General features: G+C 70.4%; 14 protein-coding genes. 10 read left to right on the top strand and 4 right to left on the bottom strand.

The window, feature by feature from the left end:
* Positions 1-93: 93 nt before the first annotated feature.
* Together Phou_RS30030 and Phou_RS30025 are read right to left on the bottom strand one after the other, a co-directional pair.
* Positions 94-621 carry an NUDIX domain-containing protein gene (locus Phou_RS30030; RefSeq protein ID WP_173062023.1) on the bottom strand — a complete coding sequence of 176 codons (528 nt, stop codon included), beginning with the start codon at positions 619-621 and terminating at the stop codon, positions 94-96.
* Complete coding sequence (locus Phou_RS30025; RefSeq protein WP_173062021.1) at positions 621-1,961, bottom strand: NsdA family TPR-like regulatory protein; 1,341 nt, start codon at positions 1,959-1,961, stop codon at positions 621-623. Before Phou_RS30025 ends, Phou_RS30030 begins: the two co-directional genes overlap by 1 nt.
* A 171-nt stretch (positions 1,962-2,132) precedes the next feature.
* Here Phou_RS30025 and Phou_RS30020 point away from each other — a divergent pair, with 171 nt between their 5' ends.
* From Phou_RS30020 to Phou_RS29980, 10 genes are all read left to right on the top strand, one after another.
* On the top strand, positions 2,133-3,023 hold the full coding sequence (locus Phou_RS30020) for a glycosyltransferase family 8 protein (protein WP_173062019.1): 891 nt from the start codon (positions 2,133-2,135) through the stop codon (positions 3,021-3,023).
* Between the two features lie 104 nt (positions 3,024-3,127).
* Positions 3,128-4,582 carry a glycosyltransferase family protein gene (locus Phou_RS30015; RefSeq protein WP_173062017.1) on the top strand — a complete coding sequence of 485 codons (1,455 nt, stop codon included), beginning with the start codon at positions 3,128-3,130 and terminating at the stop codon, positions 4,580-4,582.
* Entirely contained in the window at positions 4,579-5,184 is a 606-nt protein-coding gene (locus Phou_RS30010) for an AAA family ATPase (protein ID WP_173062015.1), read from the top strand. Before Phou_RS30015 ends, Phou_RS30010 begins: the two co-directional genes overlap by 4 nt.
* Entirely contained in the window at positions 5,181-6,140 is a 960-nt protein-coding gene (locus Phou_RS30005; RefSeq protein WP_173062013.1) for a Gfo/Idh/MocA family protein, read from the top strand. The genes Phou_RS30010 and Phou_RS30005 overlap by 4 nt, the downstream gene beginning before the upstream one ends.
* Positions 6,137-7,303 carry a phosphotransferase family protein gene (locus Phou_RS53190; protein ID WP_246273952.1) on the top strand — a complete coding sequence of 389 codons (1,167 nt, stop codon included), beginning with the start codon at positions 6,137-6,139 and terminating at the stop codon, positions 7,301-7,303. The genes Phou_RS30005 and Phou_RS53190 overlap by 4 nt, the downstream gene beginning before the upstream one ends.
* A complete protein-coding gene (locus Phou_RS30000) occupies positions 7,224-7,475 on the top strand; it encodes a cupin domain-containing protein (protein WP_246273951.1) in 252 nt (83 codons plus the stop codon). Before Phou_RS53190 ends, Phou_RS30000 begins: the two co-directional genes overlap by 80 nt.
* Positions 7,468-8,688, top strand: a complete 1,221-nt coding sequence (locus Phou_RS29995) for a DegT/DnrJ/EryC1/StrS family aminotransferase (protein WP_173062009.1) — start codon at positions 7,468-7,470, stop codon at positions 8,686-8,688. The genes Phou_RS30000 and Phou_RS29995 overlap by 8 nt, the downstream gene beginning before the upstream one ends.
* Positions 8,689-8,723: 35 nt before the next feature.
* Positions 8,724-9,812, top strand: coding sequence for a zinc-binding dehydrogenase (locus Phou_RS29990; RefSeq protein WP_173062007.1), 1,089 nt, complete (start codon positions 8,724-8,726; stop codon positions 9,810-9,812).
* A 32-nt stretch (positions 9,813-9,844) separates the two neighbouring features.
* Entirely contained in the window at positions 9,845-10,897 is a 1,053-nt protein-coding gene (locus Phou_RS29985) for a Gfo/Idh/MocA family protein (protein ID WP_173062004.1), read from the top strand.
* Positions 10,894-11,967, top strand: coding sequence for a DegT/DnrJ/EryC1/StrS family aminotransferase (locus Phou_RS29980; RefSeq protein WP_173062001.1), 1,074 nt, complete (start codon positions 10,894-10,896; stop codon positions 11,965-11,967). The genes Phou_RS29985 and Phou_RS29980 overlap by 4 nt, the downstream gene beginning before the upstream one ends.
* A 13-nt stretch (positions 11,968-11,980) precedes the next feature.
* On the opposite strand, the gene Phou_RS29975 is transcribed toward Phou_RS29980, so the two are convergent.
* Both Phou_RS29975 and Phou_RS29970 read right to left on the bottom strand, forming a co-directional pair.
* Positions 11,981-12,574: a transposase gene (locus tag Phou_RS29975; RefSeq protein WP_173061966.1), complete on the bottom strand. Its 594-nt coding sequence runs from the start codon at positions 12,572-12,574 to the stop codon at positions 11,981-11,983.
* The gene (locus tag Phou_RS29970; RefSeq protein ID WP_173061998.1) at positions 12,541-13,044 is read right to left on the bottom strand and encodes a winged helix-turn-helix domain-containing protein; all 504 of its coding nucleotides are present in this window, start codon (positions 13,042-13,044) and stop codon (positions 12,541-12,543) included. Before Phou_RS29970 ends, Phou_RS29975 begins: the two co-directional genes overlap by 34 nt.
* Positions 13,045-13,113 lie beyond the last annotated feature (69 nt).

Raw genomic sequence — 13,113 nt, 5'->3', positions numbered from 1 at the left:
CACCAAGGGCGAGGCTGTGTTGAATGGCATTGCGGCGTAATTTGGCGATGCCATAGAGGTACTCGAAGCCGAACCGTAGGACGATGTCCTCGGCTACCGGTTTATGAGGAGGTAGAGCAAGGCGACGAGGGTGGTGCCCGCCACGATGTGTTGTTTATCGATTAGGGGCCGGATTTCGTCGAATGGGATCCACTCGATCTTGTCACTTTCGAAGGCGTCTTTGGGTGGGCCGATGTAGGTTGCCGAGTCGGAGCGGAAGATGTGGTGCTCGGAGGTCATCAGGCCGGGTGACGGTTGGGTGTAGACAAAAGGGCGGATGGGTGGCAAAGGCCGCCAGCCGGTCTCTTCTTCCGCCTCGCGGGCAGCTGCGTCGGCGGGCTTCTCGCCCTGCCTGATGCTGCCGTGCGGGATTTCCCAGCCGTAGGTGTCGGTGATGAATCGGTGTCGCCACATCAGCAGCACACGGTCGCCGTCGACGACCACGATGCCAGCTCCTGGGGCAGAGGTGCGGATGATCCGGTGGTCGAGGTGCCGCCCGCCGGGTAGCTCGACGTCGGCGGTCGCGACGTGGACCCATTGGTCGCGGTAAAGGTCGCTTTCGCCGTGTACGGTCCAGCGCATCAGATTCCTTTCAGGTGCAGGTGGTCGTCGGCCCGTTCGATGAACGCTGCGACGTTGGACTCGGCGGCATGCGGGCGCAGGACACGGGTTACATGCTGGATCCGGTCGTGGATTCGGCCGGATTCCATGCCGTCGGCGCGGTCGAGCATGTGACCGGCGACGTGGACACTTCGGTCGAGGTCGCCGCGGGCGGCGAGGATGAGCGCGAGGCCGGCATTGCGGTGCACCTGGCCGCGTAGGTGGGTGGCGCCAGCCGTGCGAACCGATTCCTCGGCGTAGGTCTGTGCGGCGCTCAGGTCACCAAGACGGCGCAACGCTTCTGCGACCTGGGTTTCGACCAGTCCAGGGTGGACGTACGAGACCTCGTCCTGATCATGGCGTTGGTTGAGCTTGGCCGCGATGGATTCCGACTTGCGCAGGTGCGGACGGCAGGCGTGCGCATCGCCCATCCGCGCGTACGACTTGCCGGCGAGCGCGTGTAGGTCCGTGGCCAGGGCGGGGTTGAGGCTTGGTCCGCCGGCGCGTAGGGCGCTTTCGGCGTATTGGACGACGAGGCGGCGTTGGTCGAGGTAGAGCGCTTGGTTGGCGAGCAGCGCCACGATGTAGGCGCCGAACTGGCGGTCACCGGACGCTTTAGCCAGGCGCAGGGCGGTGAACAGGTGGCGCTGGGAGAGGGGTTGCTGGTTGGCGTCGTAGGCGCATACGCCAGCGAGCGCGGCCAGCCCGCCGACCGCCCGGTACAACTGGCGGCCCAGATCGTCGTCGTAGGCGGCGCGGAGCAGCGGCGCGGCGCGTTCGGCGAGCAAGGCGGTGATCCGGGCGCGGACGGGCATGCCGCCGACCCGGCGGTACATCTCCTGGTAGTGGCCACGGGCACGGCGCAGCATGGCGACGTCGACCGGGTCGAGGCGGTGTTCGCCGAGGCGGGCGATGTGGTCGTCGTCGGGTGGGTTCTCCCATTCCCAGATCGGGGCTGCGGCCTTGGCGCCGGTGAGCAGCGTGGTTGGGGTGCGGCCGCGGACGTCGCCGTGCCAAAGCGCGGCGGCGCGGTCGATGGCACCAGTCAATGAGGACTGCCGGTCGGAGGCGCCGCCGCCGCGCAGCATGCCGATGTCGGCCAGCGTGATATCGATGCCGAGCCGCTCGCCGATGAGGGCGCAGATCATCTCGGGGACTGGGTCGCGGGGGATGGCGTGGTCGCGGACCCAGCGGGCGACCGAGGCGTGGTCGTAGCGCAGCCGCAGATCCGCGCCACGGATGTTGAGCTGTTTGGCAAGTCCGGCGTGGGAGATGCCGGCGCGGGTCAGTAGCGCCTCTACCAGCACGTTGGCCTCGCCCACATCGGAAGCGTACGAGACCGCCCGGCTCGGCGCGAAGCGTTGCCGCGAACTCACACCCCGTGTGAACCGGACACCACGATCCACTGTCCTCACCCACTGCCCTCTCTCGGGTACGCACTGTGCCATAGAGGCATCGAAATGTTGACCCGCTCATCCCGGGAGGTGGTCAAGATGGTGCGCCCTGGACAGCGGCCGCCGAGCGTACCGATCGTGTGCGGTATCGACGACGCGTACGTGGTGCCGCTGTGTGCGCTGGTGGCCTCGGTCGCCGCCGCGCACCCGGACCCGATGACGCGTCCCCGGATGATCGTGCTCCACAGTGGGTTGAACCCTTCGAGCTGCCGGGCCCTCGCGATGTGCGGCGAGCGGCTGGAACTGGAGCTCCAACTGCGCCGGGTGCCGGTGGATCGTGGGGTTCGGTTTCCGGTGACGGGGTGGGCGTCTCGGGCGGTGTATCTGCGTTTGGCGATCCCGCAGGTGGTTACCGACGAGCCGGTGGTGCTGTACCTGGACGCGGACACCTTGGTCCTAGGTGACCTTGGTCCGTTGCTGCGCCAGCCGCTCGAGGGCGCCCCGTTGGCGGCGGTGCGGGACCCGCAGAACCCGACCGTCGGTGCCGGGATCGCGTTGCCGGGCTGTGAGCGGATCGGCGTGCCGGCCGGCCGGGAGTATTTCAACTCCGGAGTGTTGCTGCTGGACCTGGTCGCCTGCGCCGAGTTGGGGGTCTTCGAGCGGGCCCGCCGGTTCCTGGTCGACTGGCCGGACGAGGTGCGGCTGTGGGACCAGGACGCCCTCAACGTGGCCGTGGACGACCGGTGGCGGCGGCTGGACCGGCGCTGGAACACCTTCGCCATGTCGGCGCTGGTCGCCCAGCCAGGCTTCTTTCACCACACCGCCGAGCCGGTCATGCCGCTGGCTGACCTGCTCGCTGACGAGTACACCGCCGCGGTGCTGCACTTCGCCGGCCCGGTCAAACCTTGGCATGACGAGTTTGCGGTGGTTCCGCTGCGCCAGCTGTACCGGCGGTTCCTGCCCACGGGCGTATTGGCCGGCGCGCGATGACGCGCCGGCCGTCGACTGCGGCGTGGTGGCGGGATCCGTGGCTGTGGGCTGCGGCCGCCACGGCTGGCCGTCACGCCGTCGGCGTCTGGCGGCTGCGGCAGAGCATGGACTACCTGACACAGCCCTGGTCGGATATCGATCCGTGCGACGCGGCAGGCGACCGGCGGCCCGCGCTGCACATGGTGGTGCCGGTGCTGTGGGAACAGGCCCATGTCGAGGCCGCGCTGCGCTGGTTCGCCGCACTGACAACGGAGTTGCCCGGCTCCACGGTGACTGTGGTGACTACCGCGCGGGAGGAACGCGAACGCCAGTACCTGATCGACGCTGTGACCCGCTGCCGCCGCCGACACATCACGGCGCGTCGGTTCCCGCACCTGACTGCCGCCGAGCTTCGTCAGCTGATCGAAGCGGATGTGACCGGCCCGGATGGCTGCCTGAGCGGCACCGTGGTCCGGTCTGTGCTGTCCGCCCGCCGGCTCACCTGCGATGTGGTCGCGGACCTGCTGCGGCGCCCGGAGCTGGCCGACGCGGCGATCCGTCATGTGCATTATCGCGGTGAGGGCCGCAAGGCCGCCCAGGTCAACTACGCCGTCGCGCAGCTGCACACCGCTCGAGATCACGACTACATCGCGCTGTACGACGTGGACTCCCGCCCCGACTTGGCTCTGCTGCGCCGCACCCTCGGATACATCGCCGTACACCACCGCGCCGACGGCCAGCCGCCAGAGGTGGTTCAGCAGTCCGCTCGCTTCGAAACCAGCGGTGCCGCCGACCAAGCCTGGCAGCGGCACCTGTGCTCCGGTGCCGCCCGGCTCCAAACACTGTGGACACTGCGCCGGGAGATCCCGTCGTTCCGCCGCTACGCCGCAGCCGTCCGGCGGCCCACCGGCCTTACCGCCCTCGATGCGGCGCGGCGGGGCTTGGCGCAGACGGTCGGGCACGGCGTGCTGGTCCGCGTCGACGTCCACCGACGCATCGGCGGGCTGCCCGAGTACACGATCCTGGACGACCTGCCGTTCGGTTACCAGCTGACCACGGCCAACATCCCAGTGCATTCCGCCCCTGTGATGTTGGTGGCGCCGGCGCCGGAACGCGTTGAAGACCTGATCGCCACGCACCGGCGGTGGTTTCGCAGCTACCTGGACTATCCGGCGTGCGCACGCGCCGCACGCCGCGCCGGCCGCGGCACACCGTCCGAGCATGCGATCGCGGTCGGTGTGGCGGGCTATCGCGCCGTGGCTTGGCTGCTGGCCACCCCAGCGACGGCCGCATGCGCGGTCGCCATCGTGCGCCGCACCACGACGCCGCCGGCGCGGATCCTCGCCGCCGCCGCGCTGTGGCTGGGCTGCGTGGCCCCGGTGCGGATCCTCGCCGCCCAGCAGGCCGGACGCGCTGGCCCTGCTACGCACGCGCTCGATGCAGCCGAAATCTTCGCCGCCTACCTGGTCCAGAGCCTTGGCCCCGTCGCCGCGATCGTCGACGCCGCCACCTCGGCGACGGGTCTGCCGCTGTCGCCCAAGACTCACCGTCGCGGTCCCGCCCGAAAGGAGCAGAAATGATCATCGGTTTGGAGGGTGTCAGCTGCGTCGGCAAGACCACCCTCGCCCGGGCCCTCGCGCGACGCCTCGACGCGCACGTGGTGCCCTGCTACTACCACGCCGCCCCGGACCCGGCGCAGCTGCCGCCACCGGACTCGGAAACCGCCGAGGCCCAGCTCGCCGCCCTGACCGTGTTGCTGCCAGTGGAAGCACTGCGTAGAGAAGCGGCGCTGGCCGCGGCCGGCCGGGGACAGGTGGTCATCCTCGATCGCACCGTGGACACGCTGCTGGCCCACGCCCACGCCGTGGGGCGGCTGCACGGCTACGACTGCGACGCGGCGGCCCGTGCCCTCATCCTGGCGCATCCGATCGTCGTCCCGGACCTGACGCTGCTGCTGCACGCCTGCGATGGTGAGCGTTCCCGCCGCGCTGCACGGCGGGTCAACATGCCCCCGCTGTTCTACGACTCGACGTTCGCCGGCTATTTCACCGAGCACTTCAGTGACCCGCTCGTGCCGCAGCTGGTACCGGTCGCCACCGACGCCGGCCCGGACGCCGTCGCCGACCAGGCAGCAGCCATCGTGCGCCAGCATCGCGCGACCCGGATGGGAGCGGCGGCGTGAAGGTCGTCATCGTCGGCTGTGGCGCGATCGCCGATCGGTGGGCACGGGTCCTGACCGCCGATCCGCGCGTCGAGGTGGCCGCGGTGGTCGATCCCGACCTCGACCGTGCCGAACAGTTGGCGGCACGCCGCTGCCCGGCGGCGGTGCCGGCCACCAGCCTGCGCCAGGCATGTACCGCAGTCGAGGCCAAGTTAGTGGCCAACCTGACCCCGCCGCAAACGCACGCTGCGGTGTCCCGCGAAGCCCTCGCCGCCGACCTGCACGTGCTGACCGAGAAGCCCCTCGCCTTGCGCGTGGCCGAGGCGGCCGAGCTCGCCGAACTCGCCCGCGCCAACCGCCGCGCGTTGGTGGTGATGCACAACCGGGCCCGCGACCCGGAGTTCCTCGCGTTCACCCGCCAGGTCACCGCCGCGCGGCGTGGGCCGCTCGCGGTCACCGCCGATGTGGCGGTCGACCTGCCCAATCCGGGGTTCCGCCGCGACCAGCCGCTCCCGGTTACCACCGACCTGGCGGTGCACGCCTTCGACCAGGTCCAAGCCCTCGTCAGCGCCGCCCCGGCACAGGTCACCGCTACCGAGGTGCCCCTGCCGTTCCTTGGCGCGCATTGCGGCTTGGCCGCGATCACGGTCGCCTTCGCCGATGGTTCCGTGTTGTGTTATCGCGGCGGCTATACCGGCCGTGGCCTTGCCACCACGGCGGTCGGCACATGGCGGGTCGACGGGCCAGACTTGGCCGCCCGGTGGGAGCCGCCCGAGCAGCCCTCCAGCGTCCGGACGCCGGCATACCAGCAGTGCATCACTGCCATGGTCGACACGGTGCAGGCCGTGACCGCCGGTGCCGCGCCGCCCTGGCCGACCCTCGCGCTGCGTTCGGTCGCGATGCTGCAGGCCACCCTCACCGCCGCAACAACCGGCCGTCCAGCCGACGTTCCGCCCATCCCGCGGGCACAACCATGACCAGCGCATGGGCAGGCGGCGCGCTGGACGCCGAGCTGGCCACGCTTCTGGCTGACGCCGGCGTGACCGGACCACACACAGCTCTGGTGCCGCTGGCCGCCGGTGAGGACAACCAGGTTTACGCCACTGCCGTGGCCGGGCGGGACCTGGTCGTCAAAGGCGCGAGGACCAGCAGGGTCCGTTCCGGAGTGGCTGCCTGGGCCGCCGCCCAACTCGCCGCCGTCGGCGTGCCCGCACCGACCGTGCTGGGCTACCGCGGACGGCTGCTGGTCGAGACCCGCTGTCCCGGCACCCCGCTGGACCAGCACCACGCCGGCCACGGCCCGCCCGCGGATCTGACGGCGCAGGCCGGGCGGCTGCTGCGACGCATCCACACCGTGCCGGTGCGCGGCTACGGCCGCCTGGACACCGCCGGCGTGGGCCTTCGCCCCTGCCTGCACAGCTGGCTGCTCCAGCTCCCGCCACTACCCACCACCGCAACCGCCGATATGCACGCCCTGCGGGCGCAGGCGCGGCAAACGCTGCGGCACCACTTGCCCGAGCTGGCTGGCGTGCCGGCCGTGCTGCTGCACGGCGACTGGACCGCCCGGCACGTCATCGTCAACGACGGCCGGATCACCGGCATCGTCGACTTGGAAAGCGTGCGTGGCGGCGACCCCCTCGCGGACCTTGCCGGCTGGTCACTACAGGAGCCGGCCGAGCTGACCCACGGCCTGTACACCGGCTACTTCACCACCCCACCAGATCGCCCAACCCGGCTGCGGCTGGCGCTGTACCGGGTGCGAATCGCCGCCGCGATGCTCGCCCAACACATCACCAACGCGAACCGAGCCCAGCTGAGGCTGCGTACCGCTCAACTACAGGCGGACCTGGCCGACCTGTCCTGCAAGCAACCCGCCACCCAGCCCCGCATCACCCCACCACCACTCCCCCGCGCAAGGAAGGCCCGCCATGTTGATCCGCACCACCCAACGGGACCGCCTCAACGACGGCAACCGGCCCGACGGCTGCCCCGCATCCTCGGCCGGGCTGTTCGTCATCCTCGCCGACGGCACCGCCCGCTTCGACCGCCACTACCACGACATGGCCGAATTCTGGCTGATCGCCGCCGGCGCCGGCACGATCGCCGTCGGCGACCAACTCCATCAGGTAATCGCGGGTGACATCGTCTACACCCCGGCCAGCGTCGAGCACGACATCATCGACGTCACCGACGAACTGCGCATCTTCTGGCTGTCCGCGCCCATCCCCGCCGGCGGCAGCGGCGCCCACCTGCACCGCACCCCAAACCTCGCCGTCAAGCACCCGGTTCCGGTGGCGACCCGTCATGCGTAGCGCGAACCCGGCACCCCACGACTTGCTGCCGTTCCCACGGGGTGCCCGCTACGGGCCGGACGACCAAGCGGCCGTGCGGGACCTGCTGGAGGCCGGCCGGCTGTCGGACACCAGCCGAGGGCCGGCGATCGGCGCGCTCGAAGACGCGTTCGCCGCCCTCACCAACACCCGGTATGCGCTGTCGTTCGCCTCCGGAACCGCCGCGCTGCACGGCGCCCTGCGCGGCGTCGGCGCCCACCCCGACGCCGGCGTGGTCACCTCGCCCCTGACGTGGATCTCAGCAATCCTGGTCGCGTTCCACTCCGGCAGTTTCCCGATCTTCGCCGACGTCGAGCCCGACGGGGTCAACCTAAACCCCACCACCGTCGGCTCCGCCGGCCAGGCGAGCGCGGTGCTGGTGACCCACGCCTTCGGCATTCCCGCCCGGATGGACGCCCTCACCGCGACCACCGCCGTCAGCGGCGTGCCGATCGTGGAGGACTGCTCGCACGCCCACGGCGCCCGCTACGCCGGCCAACCCGTCGGCTCCTGGGGTGCGGCCGGCTGCTTCTCCCTGATGGAACGCAAACCGGTCTCCGCCGGGGAAGGCGGCGTGCTGACCACCAACTCCCGCACCGTCTACGAGCGGGCACTGACGCTCGGCCACCACCCACACCGGCTGGCCGCCGAGCTCACCGACCCAAGCCTGCAACCGCTGGCATCGACTGGTCTGGGCTACAAGACCCGCATGCCGGCCGTGGCCGCCGCCATCGCCACCGCGCAACTTCGCCGCCTCGAAGACCGGATGGCGGCCAGCGAAACCAACCTCGCCCACCTGCTGGACGTCCTGCACGCCCACGCCGCCCCGATCACGGCACCTCTCATGGCTGACGGCTCGACCCGCGGCTGGTACGGCACGCCGCTGATCGTCACCGAGCCGGTCACCGATCCGGCTGCGCTGTTCGCCGTCTGTACCGCTGCCGGGGTGCCAGTTCGGCCGCTGTACGACGACTGGCTGTCCAGCCCACTGCTGCAAGATCCGGCCCTGCTGCGCGAAGCCTTCCCGCAGGTGCGGCACACCGGCTGGCGTCCACCGGACCCGCACGCGCTGCCGAACTACCAGGCCGCCCGCCGGCAAACCCTGCTGCTCAAGGTGCCGGACGTGCCGGCCGCCGACTACATGCAGCAGGTCGGCGACACCCTCGCCACCGTCCTGACCCAAACCATCCGCTGACCACCTCCCACATCAAACCCCATGGGGAGTCTGTTATGGCCCATACCGCAACGGCCGCCGTCCTGCGCACCGCCGGCGACCCGCTGCGCGTCGAGCAGGTCACGCTCGCCGACCCCGGTGCCGGCGAGGTCCTCGTCCGCACGGCGGTCACCGGCGTCTGCGGCACCGACGTGCACTTCGCCGACGGCCGGATCCCCTACCCGACACCCACCGTCCTCGGCCACGAAGCCGCCGGGACCGTCGAACTCGTCGGCCCGGACGTGCACGGCATCAGCCCTGGGCAGCGGGTCATCGTCTGCGACCAAACCTTCTGCGGCCGATGCGGCCGCTGCCTGTCCGGGCAGATGGTCTACTGCACCGACCCGACCGCCAAGCAGCGGCAACGGCACCGGCTCCACATCGACGACCGGCCCTGCCGGCAGTACCTTGGCGTCAGCGCGCTCGCCGACCTGATGCTCGTCGACGCCCACAACCTCATCCCCATCCCGGACGCGCTACCGTTCGAGGCCGCCGCCCTGCTGTCCTGCTGCCTCACCACCGGCCTGTCCACCGTGTTCAACATCGCCCGCCCCGCCCCCGGCGGGCGGGTGGCCATATTCGGCTGCGGCGGTGTCGGCCTCGGCGCGATCCAAGCCGCCCGCATCGCCGGCGCCGCCCAGATCATCGCCGTCGACCCCCAACCCCACCGCCGCGCGCTCGCCGCCACGCTCGGCGCCACCGACACCATCGACCCCACCACCGACGACCCTGCCACCGCAGTCCTGGCCGCCACCGGCGGCGCTGGCGTAGAAACCGCCGTTGAGGCGGTCGGCTCACCAGCCACCGTCACCCAGACGGTCGCCGTCCTCGCACCCGGCGGCCACGCCACCATCCTCGGCATGCCACCCGCCGGCGCTGACATCGCACTGCCGGCACGGCTGCTGCGCCAAGGCCGCACCATCACGGGCACCGTCATGGGATCCGTCCGCACCCGCGCCGACATCCCCCGCTACACCGACCTCGCCCTCCGCGGCCTACTCCACACCCAGGACCTGATCACCTCCCGCCGCCCCCTGGCCGAGGTCAACGACGCGTTCGCCGACACCCGCGCCCACCGCGGCGTCCGCGCTCTCATCACCTTCTGACCCAGACCAACGCAGTCGTTTCGGAGTCACGCATGAGCATCGACCTCGTCGCGCCACCCGACAGCCACGCCGCCGCCAACCGGTCAGCCCCACCCAGACCCGTCCGCGTCGGCATCGTCGGCGCCGGACAACAGGCCACCACCCACCTCGTGCCAGCCCTGCTCCAGGTACCACACGCACGCGTCAGCGCCGTCGTCGATCCCGACCAAGCCCGCCGGGACGCACTCGCCGCACGCATCGGCGCACCCGCCCGCCTGGCCTCCGTCACCCCACTGCTGGACAGTGGGCTGGTCGACTGCCTGGTCGCGGTCTGCCCACCCCAGGCCCACGAACAGATCGCGGCCGCCGCCATCGACGCCGGCATCCCGGTGTTCGTCGAAAAGCCGCCGGCGACTTCCACTGCGGTGCTGGCCGAGCTGGCCGCCGCTGCCGAAGGCGGTGGCGTGCTCACCGGGGTGGGCATGAACTTCCGCTGGGCCGCCCCGGTACGCCGGCTGCATACCCTGCTCGGCGATCAGCCCAGCAGCGCGTCGATGATTGGCGTTCGGCATGTGGCTAGCAAGCCCACCACCTCGATGTGGGGCCTCCCGCTGTGGGACAGCTTCCTGCTCGCCCAGGCCATCCATCCGATCGACCTGCTGCTCAGCCTGGCCGGCGCGCCCGCCGTGGACATCCAACCGGCCTGCCGGCAGACCGGCGACCAGGCCTGGTTCAGCCTCCAAACTCACCACGCCAACGGCACCATCGGCACCGTGCAATGCGGCAACCTGGCACCGCGCTTCGAGCACCGCATCGAGATCAGCACCACCACCGGGATCACCGCCAACCTCACCAGCCTCGCCGACCTGACCGTCACCGGACCCGCCGCCCACGCCCTCCACACCGGCCAGGATCAACGGGGCACCAGCAGCCACTGGCGGCCCAGCCCACTGGACGTCGGCTACGACCGCACCGGCTTCGGCGGCGAACTCGCCGCCTTCTGCACCGCGGTCGCCACCACCGGGCGGTTCACCCCGAGCCTGGCCGACCTGCTGCCCACCTACCGGATCATGGACCAACTCATGCCAACCGCTGGCACACCATGAACACACATGCAGCGCTCGACACCGCACACGTCATCATCGACGCAACCGAATACGCCGCCATCCGCGCAGTCCTCGACACCCGCGACCTGTCCGGCACCGCATCCGTGATCGCCGACTACGAGACCGCCCTCGCGGACTGGTTCGGCACCAACCACGCGGTCGCCTGCTCGTCCGGCACCGCCGCACTGCACCTCGCCCTGCTCGCGGTCAACGTCACCAGCGGCGACGAGGTCATCGTCGCGGCCACCGCACCGGTCATGACCGCCATGCCGATCCTCGCCGTCGGCGCCACCCCCGTCTTCGCTGACACCGCCACACCGACCAGCTTCGCGCTCGACCTCGACGACATCGCCGCGAAGGTCACCGAACGGACCCGGGCCGTTATCGCGGTACCCATGTGGGGATATCCCGCCGACGGCCCCGACCTGGCCGACGCCTGCCACACCTGGGGTATCCCGCTCATCGAAGACGCCGCCCAAGCCCACGGCACGATCGTGTCCGGCCGCTACGCCGGCACCCGCGCCACCATCGGCACCTTCAGCACCCACAACCGCAAACTCATCTGCACCGGCGAAGGCGGCTTCTGCCTCACCACCAACCCCGCCATCGCCCGGCGTCTGAGCGAAATGCGCAACATCGGCAAACGGCCCGGCGAAAGCTTCGGCGCCACCTTCGGTCTCAACCTCAAACTCAACGCCATTGCCGCCGCCCTCGGCCTCACCCAACTCAGCCGACTCGCCACCCGGCTCGAACACCGGCGCGCCACCCTGAACGCCGTCACCGAACACCTCGCTGGCGTCCGCGGACTTCGCCCATTTCCCATCCGTGCCGACGGCGAGCCCAACGGTTACGCCGCCGTGTTCACCACCCCCGGCCAGGCCGAGCCGGTCGCGCTGCGCCTCGCCGCCGCCGGCATCACCTCCGACCCGATGCGCTACGGCTACCGACCGCTCTACCACACCTCGGCCCTAGCCCGGCACGCTCCGCCCACCCCGTGCCGGAACGCCGAACAGCTGGCCGCAACGCTTCTCACCGTTCCCTGTCACGAGGGTGTCGATCCCCCGATCTAGAGACCTTTTGGGGTCAGGGTGGGCGTAGGCCGGTGGCGGCGAGGTAGCTGTCGATGAGGCCGTCGCGGTATTGCATGCGTTTGAGGCGGTTTTTCACTGCGGTGGCCAGGGCGGTTGCGGTGGTGGCGGCGAGGTTGGCCAGTCCGTGTTTCATGACCGACCAGACTTTCTCGGCCGGGTTGAGTTCGGGTGCGTAGCCGGGCAGCTTGTAGACCCGCAGCCATGGACGTGCGGCGAGCAACTGGCGCATGAGGACGGATTTGTGTGCGGGGAGCTGGTCCCAGATCAACACGATCGGCGCGCCGAGTTGCCGGTGGGCGGCGTCGAGCAGGTCCACCAACTCCCGTTCGCGGAAGCCTTTCGGATCACCCTTACGGCCGCGGTAGGTCAGCGTGCGGTAGATCAGCCGGCTGCGGTGGCCGGGCCGGTAGCAGACCAGCCCGGCCACCGAGACCCGGACACCGCCTTTGGCGGTGACCTTCACGACTGGGGTGTGGCCGCGGGGCGACCAGGTGGTCGCCTTGGCGGGGCGAAGAGTTTGGCCGGCTTCGTCGGCGAAACAGATCCAGGCGTTCAGCCTGCCCGCGACTGTTTTACCGCCGGCCACTGATACCTACGCCAATGGGCGATCGTTTCCTCGTCCCGCTCGATCGCCCGATGCGTCGGCAACTGCGCGCTGAACCCGATCCGTTGCATCGCTATCCACGTCGTGGTGAGGCTGACCCGGACCTTGAACATCAAGCCGATCAACGTCCGGATCCTGGCCAACGTCCACCGTTGGTCATCGCCGTAGCCAGCGGCCGCGGGCCCGAGTTCGACTCGCGCCTTGAGCTTTGCCAACTGCGCCTCGGACAGCTTCGGGTCCGGGCCAGGCGCGCCCTTGGACGCCAACGCGTCGGCACCACCGGCCCGCCAAAGCTTGCGCCACACGTACGCCGACTTCTGCGAGACCTCCAAACGTTTGGCCACCTCGACCGGCGTCATCCCTCCAGCGAACAGATCCGCCGCCTGCCGGCGGATCTGTTCACGCCGCACTCGCGCGGCCTGGTTGAGCCCGCCACCGTCGCCGTACCTCATAACCCCAAGTCAAGCGGACAAACCCACACAGAGCGATCCCCCAGACGCGGCATAGTGGACACACCCAAC

This window comes from Phytohabitans houttuyneae, from assembly GCF_011764425.1.
GTDB classification, from domain to species: Bacteria; Actinomycetota; Actinomycetes; order Mycobacteriales; family Micromonosporaceae; genus Phytohabitans; species Phytohabitans houttuyneae.
The sequence above is the reverse complement of the archived record's forward strand: the minus strand, read 5'-3'. Positions and strand labels throughout refer to the sequence as shown.